Source organism: Winslowiella toletana (assembly GCF_017875465.1).
Classification (GTDB): domain Bacteria; phylum Pseudomonadota; class Gammaproteobacteria; order Enterobacterales; family Enterobacteriaceae; genus Erwinia; species Erwinia toletana.
In genome coordinates, this window is the sequence record NZ_JAGGMQ010000001.1 from 3,421,691 (window position 1) to 3,437,407 (window position 15,717).

The following is a 15,717-nucleotide window of genomic DNA, read 5'->3' on the forward strand; positions in this document are numbered from 1 at the left end:
TAAGGCATCCAGACGTCTAAATCAATCGAAGTCATTCAATCTGGCATTCTCTCTTTTATTGCAATCATGCGATACTGTGCAGCAAATTTAGTAGCAGGAGTTTCTACGTGGCAGAGCTTGTACCCGCAATTTTCCTTGATCGTGATGGCACGATAAATGTCGATCACGGCTATGTTCATGAAATCGATAACTTCCAGTTTATCGATGGCGTGATTGACGCCATGCGTGAACTTAAAAAAATGGGCTTTGCGCTGGTGCTGGTGACTAACCAGTCCGGTATCGCGCGCGGTATGTTTACTGAAGATCAATTTATCAGCCTTACCGAGTGGATGGACTGGTCGCTGGCCGATCGCGAAGTCGACCTCGACGGCATCTATTTCTGTCCGCATCATCCGGATGCAACGGAAGACGCTTACCGCCAGCAGTGCGATTGTCGTAAACCGCAGCCGGGCATGTTGCTGTCGGCTCAGCAGGAACTGAACATCGATATGGCTGCTTCTTATATAGTAGGTGACAAGATTGAGGATATCCTGGCGGGTAAAGCGGCTGGCGTCGGTAAAAAAGTACTGGTCCGTAGCGGTAAGCCTGTCACTGCTGAAGGTGAAGCTGCAGCAGATTGGGTAATTAATAGCCTTGCAGAGCTACCGCAACGCATTAAACAGGGTTAAAAAACAGCGTTTCGTACGAAGTTGCGGCAAGTGGCATGAAAGTGGCAAAAAAGTTTAGATTTGTGCTTGCTATCCCTCAGGAGCTCCCTATAATGCGCAACCACTGAGACGGAACAACGGCTTACACAGCGGCGGCTCAGGAGGTTCGGGAAGCGAGTTAATCGGTTCTGAACCGCCGGAGAAAAACTTCTGAAAACGGGGTTGACTCTGAGGGAGGAAAGCGTAATATACGCCACCTCGCAGCAGCAGACGAAGTCGCTGATTGCACTGCTCTTTAACAATTTATCAGACAATCTGTGTGGGCACTCGCAGGGTTGATATCGCAAACCATCCCCGGATGGAAAAAATTTGAAATATCAAGTCTCAAGAGTGACTACTATATTCATTACGAATAACAGTTTTAATTCTTTGAGCATCAAGCTTTTTAATTGAAGAGTTTGATCATGGCTCAGATTGAACGCTGGCGGCAGGCCTAACACATGCAAGTCGGGCGGTAGCACAGAGGAGCTTGCTCCTTGGGTGACGAGCGGCGGACGGGTGAGTAATGTCTGGGGATCTGCCCGATGGAGGGGGATAACTACTGGAAACGGTAGCTAATACCGCATAATCTCGCAAGAGCAAAGTGGGGGACCTTCGGGCCTCACACCATCGGATGAACCCAGATGGGATTAGCTAGTAGGTGGGGTAACGGCTCACCTAGGCGACGATCCCTAGCTGGTCTGAGAGGATGACCAGCCACACTGGAACTGAGACACGGTCCAGACTCCTACGGGAGGCAGCAGTGGGGAATATTGCACAATGGGCGCAAGCCTGATGCAGCCATGCCGCGTGTATGAAGAAGGCCTTCGGGTTGTAAAGTACTTTCAGCGGGGAGGAAGGCGATGCGGTTAATAACCGCGTCGATTGACGTTACCCGCAGAAGAAGCACCGGCTAACTCCGTGCCAGCAGCCGCGGTAATACGGAGGGTGCAAGCGTTAATCGGAATTACTGGGCGTAAAGCGCACGCAGGCGGTCTGTTAAGTCAGATGTGAAATCCCCGGGCTCAACCTGGGAACTGCATTTGAAACTGGCAGGCTAGAGTCTCGTAGAGGGGGGTAGAATTCCAGGTGTAGCGGTGAAATGCGTAGAGATCTGGAGGAATACCGGTGGCGAAGGCGGCCCCCTGGACGAAGACTGACGCTCAGGTGCGAAAGCGTGGGGAGCAAACAGGATTAGATACCCTGGTAGTCCACGCCGTAAACGATGTCGACTTGGAGGTTGTGCCCTTGAGGCGTGGCTTCCGGAGCTAACGCGTTAAGTCGACCGCCTGGGGAGTACGGCCGCAAGGTTAAAACTCAAATGAATTGACGGGGGCCCGCACAAGCGGTGGAGCATGTGGTTTAATTCGATGCAACGCGAAGAACCTTACCTGGCCTTGACATCCACGGAATTCGGCAGAGATGCCTTAGTGCCTTCGGGAACCGTGAGACAGGTGCTGCATGGCTGTCGTCAGCTCGTGTTGTGAAATGTTGGGTTAAGTCCCGCAACGAGCGCAACCCTTATCCTTTGTTGCCAGCGCGTGATGGCGGGAACTCAAAGGAGACTGCCGGTGATAAACCGGAGGAAGGTGGGGATGACGTCAAGTCATCATGGCCCTTACGGCCAGGGCTACACACGTGCTACAATGGCGCATACAAAGAGAAGCGAACTCGCGAGAGCAAGCGGACCTCATAAAGTGCGTCGTAGTCCGGATCGGAGTCTGCAACTCGACTCCGTGAAGTCGGAATCGCTAGTAATCGTAGATCAGAATGCTACGGTGAATACGTTCCCGGGCCTTGTACACACCGCCCGTCACACCATGGGAGTGGGTTGCAAAAGAAGTAGGTAGCTTAACCTTCGGGAGGGCGCTTACCACTTTGTGATTCATGACTGGGGTGAAGTCGTAACAAGGTAACCGTAGGGGAACCTGCGGTTGGATCACCTCCTTACCTATGTGAAGATACTCCGCGCAGTGCCCACACAGATTGTCTGATGAAAAAAGTAATGAGCAAGCGTCTTTTTGCGTAAGGTTCGGTGACAAATAAGTTTGTCGCTCAGATTTGCAGGCAAATCTTCACCTTTACACAAAAATAGCCAGTCAGTGACTGGCTGACAATTTTTGTGTCCCCATCGTCTAGAGGCCCAGGACACTGCCCTTTCACGGCTGTAACAGGGGTTCGAATCCCCTTGGGGACGCCATACTCTGATAACGATGTGAAAGACGTTATCAACCCAGTATCTCAAAACTGATTAGGCCGCAAGGCGAGTCACGTTTGAGATATTTGCTCTTTAAAAATCCGGAACAAGCTGAAAATTGAAACGATATGTCGTCTCATTTCTCCGTAATAAGAAATGAAGCACGATATATTCGAGTCTCTCAAATGCTTGCAGCTCTGAAGAGTCGAAAGACACTTCCGGGTTGTGAGGTTAAGCGACTAAGCGTACACGGTGGATGCCCTGGCAGTCAGAGGCGATGAAGGGCGTGCTAATCTGCGATAAGCGACGGTAAGCCGATATGAGGCGCTATACCCGTCGATACCCGAATGGGGAAACCCGGTGCACTGCGGTGCATCATCGTTAAGTGAATACATAGCTTAACGAGGCGAACCTGGGGAACTGAAACATCTAAGTACCCAGAGGAAAAGAAATCAACCGAGATTCCCCCAGTAGCGGCGAGCGAACGGGGAACAGCCCAGAACCTGAATCAGTTTGTGTGTCAGTGGAAGCGTCTGGAAAGTCGCAGGGTACAGGGTGATACTCCCGTACACAAAGGCACACTTGCTGTGAGTTCGATGAGTAGGGCGGGACACGTGACATCCTGTCTGAATATGGGGGGACCATCCTCCAAGGCTAAATACTCCTGACTGACCGATAGTGAACCAGTACCGTGAGGGAAAGGCGAAAAGAACCCCGGCGAGGGGAGTGAAACAGAACCTGAAACCGTGTACGTACAAGCAGTGGAAGCCCTCTTCAGGGGGGTGACTGCGTACCTTTTGTATAATGGGTCAGCGACTTATATTCTGTAGCAAGGTTAACCGTATAGGGGAGCCGCAGGGAAACCGAGTCTTAACTGGGCGTTAAGTTGCAGGGTATAGACCCGAAACCCGGTGATCTAGCCATGGGCAGGTTGAAGGTTGGGTAACACTAACTGGAGGACCGAACCGACTAATGTTGAAAAATTAGCGGATGACTTGTGGCTGGGGGTGAAAGGCCAATCAAACCGGGAGATAGCTGGTTCTCCCCGAAAGCTATTTAGGTAGCGCCTCGTGAACTCATCTCCGGGGGTAGAGCACTGTTTCGGCTAGGGGGCCATCCCGGCTTACCAACCCGATGCAAACTGCGAATACCGGAGAATGTTATCACGGGAGACACACGGCGGGTGCTAACGTCCGTCGTGAAGAGGGAAACAACCCAGACCGCCAGCTAAGGTCCCAAAGTCATGGTTAAGTGGGAAACGATGTGGGAAGGCACAGACAGCCAGGATGTTGGCTTAGAAGCAGCCATCATTTAAAGAAAGCGTAATAGCTCACTGGTCGAGTCGGCCTGCGCGGAAGATGTAACGGGGCTAAACCATGCACCGAAGCTGCGGCAGCGACGCGTATGCGTTGTTGGGTAGGGGAGCGTTCTGTAAGCCGTCGAAGGTGGACTGTGAGGTCTGCTGGAGGTATCAGAAGTGCGAATGCTGACATAAGTAACGATAAAGCGGGTGAAAAGCCCGCTCGCCGGAAGACCAAGGGTTCCTGTCCAACGTTAATCGGGGCAGGGTGAGTCGACCCCTAAGGCGAGGCTGAAAAGCGTAGTCGATGGGAAACAGGTTAATATTCCTGTACCCGGTGTTACTGCGAAGGGGGGACGGAGAAGGCTATGTTAGCCGGGCGACGGTTGTCCCGGTTTAAGCGTGTAGGCTTGCGTTCCAGGCAAATCCGGAACGCTTTAAGGCTGAGGCGTGATGACGAGCCACTACGGTGGTGAAGTAACAAATGCCCTGCTTCCAGGAAAAGCCTCTAAGCATCAGGTAACATCGAATCGTACCCCAAACCGACACAGGTGGTCAGGTAGAGAATACCAAGGCGCTTGAGAGAACTCGGGTGAAGGAACTAGGCAAAATGGTGCCGTAACTTCGGGAGAAGGCACGCTGCTGGTAGGTGAACCCCCTCGCGGGCGGAGCCGAAGGCAGTCGAAGATACCAGCTGGCTGCAACTGTTTATTAAAAACACAGCACTGTGCAAACACGAAAGTGGACGTATACGGTGTGACGCCTGCCCGGTGCCGGAAGGTTAATTGATGGGGTTATCCGCAAGGAGAAGCTCTTGATCGAAGCCCCGGTAAACGGCGGCCGTAACTATAACGGTCCTAAGGTAGCGAAATTCCTTGTCGGGTAAGTTCCGACCTGCACGAATGGCGTAATGATGGCCAGGCTGTCTCCACCCGAGACTCAGTGAAATTGAACTCGCTGTGAAGATGCAGTGTACCCGCGGCAAGACGGAAAGACCCCGTGAACCTTTACTACAGCTTGACACTGAACATTGAGCCTTGATGTGTAGGATAGGTGGGAGGCTTTGAAGCGCGGACGCCAGTCTGCGTGGAGCCAACCTTGAAATACCACCCTTTAATGTTTGATGTTCTAACTTGGGCCCGTTATCCGGGCTGAGGACAGTGTCTGGTGGGTAGTTTGACTGGGGCGGTCTCCTCCTAAAGAGTAACGGAGGAGCACGAAGGTCAGCTAATCACGGTCGGACATCGTGAGGTTAGTGCAATGGCATAAGCTGGCTTGACTGCGAGAGTGACGGCTCGAGCAGGTGCGAAAGCAGGTCATAGTGATCCGGTGGTTCTGAATGGAAGGGCCATCGCTCAACGGATAAAAGGTACTCCGGGGATAACAGGCTGATACCGCCCAAGAGTTCATATCGACGGCGGTGTTTGGCACCTCGATGTCGGCTCATCACATCCTGGGGCTGAAGTAGGTCCCAAGGGTACGGCTGTTCGCCGTTTAAAGTGGTACGCGAGCTGGGTTTAGAACGTCGTGAGACAGTTCGGTCCCTATCTGCCGTGGGCGCTGGAGAATTGAGAGGGGCTGCTCCTAGTACGAGAGGACCGGAGTGGACGCATCACTGGTGTTCGGGTTGTCATGCCAATGGCATTGCCCGGTAGCTAAATGCGGAAAAGATAAGCGCTGAAAGCATCTAAGCGCGAAACTTGCCTCGAGATGAATTCTCCCTGACTCCTTGAGAGTCCTGAAGGGACGTTGAAGACTACGACGTTGATAGGCCGGGTGTGTAAGCGCAGCGATGCGTTGAGCTAACCGGTACTAATGACCCGTGAGGCTTAACCTTACAACACCAGAAGTGTTTTGGTGAGCGTTGAGAGAGACGCGACAGTATTCAGCTTGTTCACCGGAATTAAGTCCGAAGGATTTTGCGCTGTGACAAGGCGGCAACTGAGACGGCATGAAGGAGCATACAGAAGTATGTGACTGAGTGACGCGAAGGCAGCCAACGCGGTCAGAGCGTAAAAGACACAGGACAGAGCACAAAGAATTTGCCTGGCGGCTTTAGCGCGGTGGTCCCACCTGACCCCATGCCGAACTCAGAAGTGAAACGCCGTAGCGCCGATGGTAGTGTGGGGTCTCCCCATGCGAGAGTAGGGAACTGCCAGGCATCAAATTAGTACCATTTCCCGTGACACGGAAATGAGAGAAACACCTGAATTCAGACGTCATGTCTGGGATCAGTACAGAATCGGTGGAGCGGTAGTTCAGTTGGTTAGAATACCTGCCTGTCACGCAGGGGGTCGCGGGTTCGAGCCCCGTCCGTTCCGCCACTTATTACGAAAGCCCTGAGCATCTGCTCAGGGCTTTTTCGTATGTCTGAAATAGTGCTATTCTTGTCTTTTAGTCACAAGTGTTATGCTGAAAGTCGGCTTTTTCAGCAACAATATCACTGCCATACTCTCCTCACTTTCAGCAAAACTGTTTATAAAGGATATGAGGACATTATGACAATTCCCGCTTTTGGCTTAGGCACTTTCCGTTTGCAGGATGATGTGGTTATCGCATCGGTAAAAAACGCACTGGATCTGGGATATCGGGCAATCGACACCGCGCAGATTTACGGTAATGAAGCCGCTGTTGGGCAGGCAATTGCAGAAAGCGGCGTGGCGCGCGAAGAATTGTTTATCACCACGAAAATCTGGATTGAAAACCTCACGGCAGAAGCGCTGGCTCCCAGCCTGAAAGAGAGTCTGGCCAAATTGCGTACCGATTACGTTGATCTTACCCTGATCCACTGGCCATCGCCTGGCGCTGCGGTCCCGGTAGCTGAAACCATGCAGGCACTGGTTGCGGCGAAACAGGCCGGACTGACGCGTGCGATCGGTATCTCTAACTTCACCACGGAACTGATGCAGCAAGCGATTGATGCCGTTGGTGTAGCAGAAATCGCCACCAATCAGATTGAATTACACCCGTATCTGCAAAACCGTAAAGTTGTGGCGTTTGCCCGGCAGAATGGCATCCCTGTTACATCCTATATGACGCTGGCTTATGGTAAGGCGTTAACCGACGGCGTAATTCAGGTCATTGCAGACAAGCATCAGGCCACGACTGCACAGGTTATTCTTGCCTGGGCGATGCAGTCAGGTTATGCGGTAATACCATCTTCTACCAAACGGACAAACCTTGCGAGTAACCTGCTGGCGCAATCACTAAAGCTGGATGAGGCAGATATGACGAAGATTGCCACACTGGACAGCAATGACCGTCTGGTGAGTCCGGAAGGACTGGCACCCGCCTGGGATCGCTAGTCTGAAGTACGACCGGACAGCCTTCACTCCCGAAGGCTGTCCGTTGATAGCAATATCCCCGATGCACATATCCACCATCACATCTCCCACTATTACTTTTAAATTCCTTATCAATTAAGCATTAAGCGCAGTAATCGCTTGCTGGTTTTGAATCTCTCAATTGAACAGTGCAATAAGTCCGTATAGAAACCGGCTGGCAATATTTTAATGCTGAGAAGCATAATAATGTGAAATAAATCACAAAAACAGCAACGGCTTATTTAGTGAAAATAAACTTTCAGAGCGGATTTAGATCACATAAAAAATTAAGAGTAAAAACAATAAATTAAGTAAAAATTGCGTAAAAAGCGTAAAAAATAAAGTGATTTATATCACAAAATTTCACGAAATTAACCACTGTCAACACCTGCTGCTGGAGAAAATCATTGCATAAATGTGATATCCGTCAAAAAAATTAATCCCGGCATCTTTAACATTAAATCCACATTAACCGGTAAATGTTTATCTGAGGTCAGCCATGAAAATAGGATTAGTAATAAGTGGTGGTGATGTCAGTGGCATGAATAACTTTCTGTTTCAGGTTAACCGGATGACCGAATCTGAAATGGTGATTTTTGATGGCGGCATTAATGGCCTGATAGAGAATCGTGCGAAGGAAATATCACGCCGCGATTTAGTGGATCTTTCCATCTCTTCTGTACCGTTAATCTCTTCCGGCAGAAAAGAGGATAAATGTAAAAAGTCTGACTACGAGAAAATTGTCAAAAATATCCGCCAGAAAAAACTCGACTGTCTGATTATGGGCGGCGGAGATGGCTCTTTTCAGTTTTTAAAAGTTCTCAGCAGCTATGGCGTTAACTGTTATGGCATCGGTATGACCATTGATAACGATATCACGGGTAACAGTTATACCATCGGATTTTCGACTGCCTGCGAACAGGTCATTGCTGAGGTGGGGAAATTACGTAATACCGGCCGCGGCCTGCCAGGACGGATATTTATGATCGAACTGCTGGGCGGCTATTGTGGTGAGTTAACCTTACAAGCCGCGCTGAAAAGCAATGCCGATATCGCACTTATTCCTGAATCGCCATGGAATATTGATCTGCTGGCGCAGAAAATCAGGGATAAGATTAAAGTGCAGAATAGCGTAATTATTTTATGTTCTGAAGGCTATACCAAAGAGTATACCCCTGGATTTCAGGGTGCGATTGATACCATGATTGGCAAAATTGAGCACAAAATTGGTATCCGCATCAGAAAAACTATTCTGGGTTATGGATTAAGAAATGGCACGCCAACCGGTGAGGAGATTATTCAGGGCGCCATTCTGGCGGAAGAAGTTGTAAGGTGTATTAACAGCGGCCTGACTAATAAAATCATTGTTATAAACAATAATAATAAGGCTATCCCGATCGATCTTGAAAACTCCGACAAACGTCTGGTGGATGAAGATAGTAATCTCTACAAACTGGCTAAAGTAAATAACCTTATCTGAGGTAATAACATGCTTAAAGTACTCTGCGTATGTGGCTGCGGTCTCGGCTCAAGCTTTGCTATTGAAATGAGCGCGAAATCGGTATTGCAAAAATTATCGATTGAAGCTGATATCGATCACACTACGGTATCCGAAGCTTCATCTTTTAAATATGACATTATTCTTACCCAGAAAATGTTTGCTGACATCTTAACCTCAGATGCCAGCGAGGAAGATAAGAAACGAGTCATCATATTAAACAAGCTCACTGATAAAAAAGAGATAGAAGAGAAAATCCTGGCTTATATAAATTCAAAATAAAGTTGAGGTGGTAAGTGGACGCTATTATTCATTTTATTGTGAAGGATTTTCTCGGCCAGGCTTCGATACTTATTGCGTTAATCGCCATGCTTGGTCTGATCCTGCAAAAAAAATCTGTCGGTAAAACTATCGAGGGAACATTTAAAACGCTGCTTGGCTTTCTGATCATGATGGCAGGCATCAATATCATTGTTGAAGCCCTGACCTATCTGAATGATATCTTTACCAGCGGTTTTGGCATGAAGGGATACATTACCGATGTTGCGGCTATCGCTGGCGTGGCAAACCGTGAGCTGGGTTCTGAAGTGGCGCTGACGCTGTTGGTGATTTTTGCTGTTAACATCATTATTGCGCGTATTACGCCATTTAAATATATCTTCCTCACTGGCCAGGCGCTGTTATGGATGGCGACCATCGGAACCGTTATTGGTTACAAGGCCGGGCTGACGGGCGCGACCCTGATTCTGACCGGCGGCATATTTGGCGGCATTATGGCGGTGTTAATGCCGGCCATCGCCCAGCCAATAGTGCGCAAGATCACCGACTCCGATGATGTCGCCCTCGGTCACTTCTGTACTATTGGTTATCTGGTGCAGGCTGCCGTCGCGCGCGCCATTGGCAAGAACTCACGTTCAACTGAGGATTTAGAGTTACCGGATAACTTTAAGTTTCTGCAGGACACCTACCTGTCAATGGCTGTCATTATGGTGCCGATGTATATCATTCCGGCCATTTTTGCCGGCCCGACTTATATTGCACAGTTTGCCGGCGAAACAAATTACATCATGTATTCGTTTATGCAGTCGATGCAGTTTGTCGCAGGTGTGTTTGTGCTGTATAGCGGCGTGCGTTTACTGCTGAATGAACTGGTTCCGGCTTTCCGTGGTATTGCGATGCGTCTGGTCCCTAATGCTAAACCTGCGCTTGATTGCCCGGTGTTATTCCCCTATGCCCCTAACGCGGTGATTGTCGGCTTCCTTGCCACCACTGTTGGATCGATTATCGGTATGATCGTATTCCCGATGTTTGGTCTGGCGATGATTCTGCCTGGCTTGCTGACCAACTTCTTTGCCGGCGGGGCTGCCGGGGTGTTTGGTAACGCTATGGGCGGCAGAAAAGGGGCGATTATCGGCGGTGTGGTGCACGGCCTGTTTATTACCTTCCTGCCGGCCATCCTGGTGCCCCTGCTGGAAACCTTCGGCTTTAAGGGCGTCACCTTTAGTGATTCAGATGTGATTAGCACCGGTCTGGTACTGGGGCATGCCTTCCAGCATGACTGGCCATTCGTTATCGGTTTTATTGCCTTTGTAATATTGATTGTCTGGTTTGCTAACCGAAAACTGAGTAAGTAATCCGGCTTAATTCTGGCCTCTGACGATATGAGGAGAGATTATGTTTGCAAAATTAAAACAAATGTTTAATTCACAACCTGAAGGGGAGAATAACAGTGATGAAGATGCAGAGAGAATAGCGGCGGAATTCACACAGCTGGAATCAGTTTTATTACAGAACCCGGCGGATAACGCTACGCAAAAACAGTTAATGGTTAAATATAACCAGGCGGTAAAAATATTTTCCGCCAGTAAAGGTTATCGTAGCCGGGTTGATGATGTTTTCGTAAAGATGGATGAGCTGAGAAATACCATTCGCAGAAATATATGAGGTGATATGAGCATTAAACAGTTCCTTTCACAGAACCAGTATATTCAGGTGCGAATGGATGTTGACTCCTGGAGCGACATTATTGCGCAAGCGGCAAAGCCATTAATTAGTGGTGGCTTTGTTACTCCTGAATATCCGCAGGCAGTAATTAACAATACCATCGAGTATGGGGCCTACTACGTTTTCGATGAAGGTATCGCTATACCTCATGCCAGACCGGAGTGCGGAGTGATTAAAGATTGCTTTAGCATGATGACCCTTAGTCATCCCCTGTCGATTAATGGCAGTGAACCAGTAGATATTATTGTGATGTTTGGCGGCGTTAACAGTGATTCTCACATCACTGAGGGTATCGCCTCGATCGTCGGTCTGCTGGAACAGGAGGATACGTTATCTCAAATCAGACGAGCCACAACAATTGACGAAATTCTCGGGTTATTATGAAAACAGTGATTCTAGTTAATGGAATTCCGGCATCAGGGAAAAGTTCTGTTGCCAGAACGCTTTCTGATTACTTTAAATTTCCGCTATTAAGTATTGATGAGATCAAAGAACCTTTTATGGTTCAGTTCTCAGAGGTTATTGATCGGCCGCTAAATCGTAAACTTGGTTATGCGGCCTATGAGTCAATGTTCAGTATCGTTAAGAGTGCGCCACAGGATACGATATTTGTTATGGACGCCTGGTTTGGTTTTCGCGATAAAACGATTTTAGCGGATTACCTGAAAATGTCAGGTTGCCAGACCATTATTGAAATATGGAATAAAGCTTCGGCTGAGCTGGTTGCTGAAAGATATAAACAGCGCTGTGCCTGCCGGGTAAAAGGGCATCCTGGTGAAGAGTATATTCCGGAATTAACGCAGCTGGCGCATAAAGCACAACCTATGGCTTTCGGTGAGGTATATACCGTTGACCAGGATCAGGGTGGCAATAACCAGGAACTTATTGCGTGGGTCAGTCACCGTCTGCATCAAAATTAACCCTAAACAAATTATCTCTTGTACGAGGAATTAACCAATGAACAAAATGACAACGGCAGAACGTCGCGGCTATCAAATGATTTGCGATGCTACAGGTTCAATGATGGTTGTGGCCTGCGATCAGCGTGGCGGAATGAGAACACTGCTGGCCGCCACGCCGGAAGAACAGGCTAAGATCAGCAATGAAACCCTCGGCAAAACCAAATACGATATTACCCGTTATCTGGCCTCTGAGGCGGGATGCGTATTAGTGGATCCAATTTGCGCCGTACCGGGCATTATTGATGAAGGGGTGGTGCCACGTAATACCGGCCTGTTGGTGGGACTCGATGCTTCTGGTTGGGGGACTTCACCACATGGTTATCGCATCTCCAATATGGTTGAAGGGATCAATGCACGTAAGGTGCGTGAACTGGGCGCGACCGGCGGCAAAATCATGATCTACCTGCGTATGGATACGCCGGAAGCCAATACTGAAAACCTGGCGACGCTGCGTGATGTGATTGCCGATTTCGCCCGCGAAGATCTTTTCCTGGTGGTTGAGTTCCTGACTTATCAGCTGGAAGGCGAGAGCAATGAAGCGTACCAGAGCAAAATTCCACAGCTGATACAGGACGGTTGTCAGGCCTGTATCGATTGCGGTTCTAAGGTACTGAAAATTCCTTATCCGGGAAGCGAAGCGGCCTGCGCCAGCGTGACGAAAATTTGTGGTGATATTCCGTGGGCGGTGCTGTCGGCGGGGGTCGATCACCAGACCTTCCTGCAGCAGGTTGATATCTCGCTGCGCAATGGCGCTTCCGGGGTGATTGCCGGACGCTCGCTGTGGAAAGATTGCATCTCCCTTGACCGCAATGTTTCCAAAGAAAAGTTATCATCGATTGCGGTATCACGTCTGCGCGACATCCAGCAGCTGTTAGTCAAATATCGTAAAGAGCTGCTTAGCGCTTAATCAGCGATATGAATACGCTGGCCGTTGGGGTAACTCCCGGCGGCCAGCCCTTTTTTCAGGGCACGCATATGGATAACAACCTGGAATTGATCATCTTCGATTGCGACGGTGTGCTGGTCGATTCAGAAATTATCGGCATCAGGCTTACGGTGTCACTGCTGAATCAACACGGCGTCGCTATCGGTTTCGATGAGTTTACCCGCGACTACAGTGGGCTGGCGTGGAGTGAGCTGATTGATAAAGTCAGGGCTGATAAAGGCGTTAACATTGCCGAAAGCATTCATCAGCAATTTTATTCGCTGCTGATGGCTGAGTTCGGTAACAGTCTCAGCAGAATCGCTGGCACTGACGAGGTGATTAGCGGGATTACGACGCGTAAATGTATCTGCTCGAACTCCGGCGCAGAGCAACTGGATTACATGCTGTCTCTGGTGGGGCTAAAGCATCTGTTTGCGGCGAATATCTTTTCCGCTGTCGATCTGGGACCTGGCCGCGCGAAGCCGCAGCCCGATATCTTTCTGCATGCAGCTGAGGTTATGCACGCCACCCCGGCAAACACGATGGTGATTGAAGACTCGGTACATGGTGTGATAGCCGCTAAACGCGCAGGGATGTATGTAATTGGTTTTACCGGCGGCGCCCATACTAATGCAAGCCATCGCGGCAGGCTGGAAGCGGCAGGGGCCGATACGGTGATCGACTCAATGTATCTGCTGAACGCTGAAATCGCCCGCTTTCGCCAGCGCGCTGAATAACGCGCAGTACCGGACAGCTATCCCGGCTGCGGATACTGTCCCTTTATCCATTCGCTGAGAAAATCAATAAACGCGCGCACGCGCATATTCACCGCGCCGTCGCTGTAGTAAACCGCATTGAGTGGCATCTCCACCGGTAGCAACTGGTCGGCAAGCAGCTGCACCAGACTACCGTCGGCAATCTCCTTATCCACCATATATTCCGATAAACAGGCAATGCCATTGCCGTTCAGGCACAGCTGTTTAATGGTTTCACCGCTATTGGATGAGGTCGCCGGTATAATATCGAACGGCTGACCATCCTGCTGCGCCACCGGCCAGCGATTCAGACGCGGTGCTTCAACAAACGCCAGACAGTGGTGTTGACGCAGCTCTTCGGCGCTCTGCGGCGTGCCGTGCTGCGCGAGATAACCTGGCGCTGCGACAATTTTGCGATAGCTGGTAAACAGAGGACGTGCGCGCAGGCTGGAGTCCACCAGCGTACCGATACGAATAGCCACGTCGACTTTACGCTCAATCAGATTAATAAAGTTTTCCGACGACACCAGCGACAGGGTGATTTCAGGATAGCGCTGGCGGAAAGGTTTTATCATCGGCATCAGCACATGCAGTACTACCGGCGTAGCGGCATCGATACGCAGCAGCCCGCTGGGCACATTGCGGCTTTCGATTAACTCATTTTCGGCGCTGGCCATCTCCTGCAGCAGTTTCTGCACCCGACGGAAATACTTTTCGCCCTCCTGGGTCAGCTTCACCTGACGCGTGGTGCGCGTCAGCAGCTCTACGCCAAGTTTATTCTCCAGCTTTTTAACCGCCCGGCTGACGGCAGAATTGGCCATTTCCAGTTGCTCTGCGGCACGGCTAAAGCTGCCGCTCTCTACCACCGCCACAAAGATGGTCAGCTCTTCAGATGTCGCTTTCATTATTGCTCCGGCCGCAAAATTAAACAGGGATTTTGCACTGTTTTGTTATTTAAACATGACCGGATCCTCAGCGCCATCAGACAGACCGTCTCTGAGCAGCAGCAGGCGCCCTCAGCGGTGGCTTCAGGTCGTCAGGGATGGTCTGCAAATGCCGCCGGTTTTTGCATTTACTTACGCTATGGCGCGCGTAAATCAGCCGTACCGATTGAAACTACGGCGTAAAGTCCCTATAACTGAAAGAAGAGATATACTTCTCAGCAGCAAATAAGGTTCAGGCGGTACAGTGCACAAAAAAACCTATGCCATGAGATATGTTGCAGGTCAGCCAGCGGAGCGGATTTTCCCCCCTGGAGCGATGCTGCACGTAGGTAAAGCCTTACCGCCTGGCGCTCCTCTGCCCACCGAAACCACGCTGCGGGTGCTGGTGTGGAATATTTTCAAGCAGCAGCGTGCTGACTGGTTATCGGTGCTGCAAAACTTTGGTAAAGATGCGCATCTGGTATTGCTGCAGGAAGCGCAAACCACTCCGGAACTGGTGCAGTTCGCTACCTCCAACTATCTGGCGGCCGATCAGGTGCCCGCTTTTGTGTTGCCGCAGCACCCCTCTGGCGTAATGACGCTGGCCGCTGCGCACCCAATTTATTGCTGCCCGTTGCGTGAACGCGAGCCGTTACTGCGCCTGTCCAAGTCGGCGCTGGTAACCGCCTATCCACTGCCTGACGGTGAGTTGCTGATGGTGGTCAATATCCATGCGGTCAACTTTAGCCTCGGTATCGATGTTTACAGTAAACAGCTGGGGCCGATTGGTGAGCAGATCCTGCATCATCAGGGGCCGGTAATCATGGCCGGAGACTTTAACGCCTGGAGCCGTCAGCGGATGAATGCGCTGTTCCGTTTTTCACGTGAGATGGGACTGCGTGAAGTGCGTTTTACCGACGATCACCGGCGTAAAGCGTTCGGTCGTCCACTGGATTTCGTTTTCTATCGCGGTATGCATGTCGCCGAGGCCTCCGTCCTTGTTACGCGCGCATCCGATCACAACCCGCTACTCGTCGAATTCACCCCCGGCAAGCCTGAGCTTATCTGAGCTTCTTGCAGGCCTGCCGTCAGGGCAGGCCAGTCGCGTCTGCCCATCTTTAAAAAACTCAAAAAGGAAACAGAG

Annotated in this window: 13 protein-coding genes, 2 tRNA genes and 3 rRNA genes; 17 read left to right on the forward strand and 1 reads right to left on the reverse strand. The window is 50.3% G+C overall.

The features are described 5' to 3' along the window. Window positions 1-107 precede the first annotated feature (107 nt). The 15 genes from gmhB to J2125_RS15870 all read left to right on the forward strand — a co-directional run bounded on the left by gmhB (window position 108) and on the right by J2125_RS15870 (window position 13,632). Window positions 108-668, forward strand: a complete 561-nt coding sequence (gene gmhB / locus J2125_RS15800; RefSeq protein ID WP_017800328.1) for a D-glycero-beta-D-manno-heptose 1,7-bisphosphate 7-phosphatase — start codon at window positions 108-110, stop codon at window positions 666-668. Window positions 669-1,093: 425 nt separating this feature from the next. Further along, window positions 1,094-2,636, forward strand: a 16S ribosomal RNA gene (locus J2125_RS15805). 174 nt (window positions 2,637-2,810) lie between these two features. Then, window positions 2,811-2,886, forward strand: a tRNA-Glu gene (locus J2125_RS15810). 226 nt (window positions 2,887-3,112) lie between these two features. Further along, a 23S ribosomal RNA gene (locus tag J2125_RS15815) occupies window positions 3,113-6,020 on the forward strand. A 208-nt stretch (window positions 6,021-6,228) separates the two neighbouring features. After that, a 5S ribosomal RNA gene (gene rrf, locus J2125_RS15820) occupies window positions 6,229-6,344 on the forward strand. Together the 16S, 23S and 5S rRNA genes with 2 tRNA genes alongside form the textbook arrangement of a ribosomal RNA operon. Window positions 6,345-6,430: 86 nt before the next feature. Continuing rightward, window positions 6,431-6,507, forward strand: a tRNA-Asp gene (locus J2125_RS15825). 174 nt (window positions 6,508-6,681) lie between these two features. Further along, window positions 6,682-7,488, forward strand: coding sequence for a 2,5-didehydrogluconate reductase DkgB (dkgB, locus tag J2125_RS15830; protein ID WP_017800607.1), 807 nt, complete (start codon window positions 6,682-6,684; stop codon window positions 7,486-7,488). 517 nt (window positions 7,489-8,005) lie between these two features. Next, complete coding sequence (locus J2125_RS15835) at window positions 8,006-8,986, forward strand: 6-phosphofructokinase (RefSeq protein WP_026111632.1); 981 nt, start codon at window positions 8,006-8,008, stop codon at window positions 8,984-8,986. Window positions 8,987-8,995: 9 nt separating this feature from the next. Continuing rightward, window positions 8,996-9,286: a PTS sugar transporter subunit IIB gene (locus J2125_RS15840; protein ID WP_017800609.1), complete on the forward strand. Its 291-nt coding sequence runs from the start codon at window positions 8,996-8,998 to the stop codon at window positions 9,284-9,286. A 14-nt stretch (window positions 9,287-9,300) separates the two neighbouring features. Then, window positions 9,301-10,638, forward strand: coding sequence for a PTS sugar transporter subunit IIC (locus J2125_RS15845; protein ID WP_017800610.1), 1,338 nt, complete (start codon window positions 9,301-9,303; stop codon window positions 10,636-10,638). Window positions 10,639-10,678: 40 nt separating this feature from the next. Beyond that, on the forward strand, window positions 10,679-10,948 hold the full coding sequence (locus J2125_RS15850) for a hypothetical protein (protein WP_017800611.1): 270 nt from the start codon (window positions 10,679-10,681) through the stop codon (window positions 10,946-10,948). 6 nt (window positions 10,949-10,954) lie between these two features. Next, window positions 10,955-11,392, forward strand: a complete 438-nt coding sequence (locus tag J2125_RS15855) for a PTS sugar transporter subunit IIA (RefSeq protein ID WP_017800612.1) — start codon at window positions 10,955-10,957, stop codon at window positions 11,390-11,392. Then, on the forward strand, window positions 11,389-11,928 hold the full coding sequence (locus J2125_RS15860; protein ID WP_017800613.1) for an ATP-binding protein: 540 nt from the start codon (window positions 11,389-11,391) through the stop codon (window positions 11,926-11,928). The genes J2125_RS15855 and J2125_RS15860 overlap by 4 nt, the downstream gene beginning before the upstream one ends. A gap of 37 nt (window positions 11,929-11,965) precedes the next feature. Continuing rightward, entirely contained in the window at window positions 11,966-12,877 is a 912-nt protein-coding gene (locus J2125_RS15865) for a tagatose-bisphosphate aldolase (RefSeq protein ID WP_017800614.1), read from the forward strand. 68 nt (window positions 12,878-12,945) lie between these two features. Then, window positions 12,946-13,632 carry an HAD family hydrolase gene (locus J2125_RS15870; RefSeq protein WP_040462426.1) on the forward strand — a complete coding sequence of 229 codons (687 nt, stop codon included), beginning with the start codon at window positions 12,946-12,948 and terminating at the stop codon, window positions 13,630-13,632. Window positions 13,633-13,649: 17 nt separating this feature from the next. On the opposite strand, the gene yafC is transcribed toward J2125_RS15870, so the two are convergent. Continuing rightward, entirely contained in the window at window positions 13,650-14,555 is a 906-nt protein-coding gene (gene yafC / locus J2125_RS15875; RefSeq protein WP_017800616.1) for a DNA-binding transcriptional regulator YafC, read from the reverse strand. 42 nt (window positions 14,556-14,597) lie between these two features. Between yafC and J2125_RS15880 the strand changes: the two genes are divergently transcribed. Further along, entirely contained in the window at window positions 14,598-14,777 is a 180-nt protein-coding gene (locus J2125_RS15880; RefSeq protein ID WP_017800617.1) for a hypothetical protein, read from the forward strand. A 61-nt stretch (window positions 14,778-14,838) separates the two neighbouring features. Continuing rightward, window positions 14,839-15,642 carry an endonuclease/exonuclease/phosphatase family protein gene (locus tag J2125_RS15885; protein WP_026111633.1) on the forward strand — a complete coding sequence of 268 codons (804 nt, stop codon included), beginning with the start codon at window positions 14,839-14,841 and terminating at the stop codon, window positions 15,640-15,642. The last annotated feature ends 75 nt before the right edge of the window (window positions 15,643-15,717 follow it).

Excerpts from the sequence above, each read along its gene's own strand:
- J2125_RS15870 (WP_040462426.1), top strand. The coding sequence starts at position 12,946 with ATGGATAACAACCTGGAATTGATCATCTTCGATTGCGACGGTGTGCTG.
- J2125_RS15865 (WP_017800614.1), top strand. The coding sequence starts at position 11,966 with ATGAACAAAATGACAACGGCAGAACGTCGCGGCTATCAAATGATTTGC.
- J2125_RS15840 (WP_017800609.1), top strand. The coding sequence starts at position 8,996 with ATGCTTAAAGTACTCTGCGTATGTGGCTGCGGTCTCGGCTCAAGCTTT.
- J2125_RS15860 (WP_017800613.1), top strand. The coding sequence starts at position 11,389 with ATGAAAACAGTGATTCTAGTTAATGGAATTCCGGCATCAGGGAAAAGT.
- J2125_RS15835 (WP_026111632.1), top strand. The coding sequence starts at position 8,006 with ATGAAAATAGGATTAGTAATAAGTGGTGGTGATGTCAGTGGCATGAAT.
- J2125_RS15850 (WP_017800611.1), top strand. The coding sequence starts at position 10,679 with ATGTTTGCAAAATTAAAACAAATGTTTAATTCACAACCTGAAGGGGAG.
- yafC (WP_017800616.1), bottom strand. The coding sequence starts at position 14,555 with ATGAAAGCGACATCTGAAGAGCTGACCATCTTTGTGGCGGTGGTAGAG.
- J2125_RS15855 (WP_017800612.1), top strand. The coding sequence starts at position 10,955 with ATGAGCATTAAACAGTTCCTTTCACAGAACCAGTATATTCAGGTGCGA.
- dkgB (WP_017800607.1), top strand. The coding sequence starts at position 6,682 with ATGACAATTCCCGCTTTTGGCTTAGGCACTTTCCGTTTGCAGGATGAT.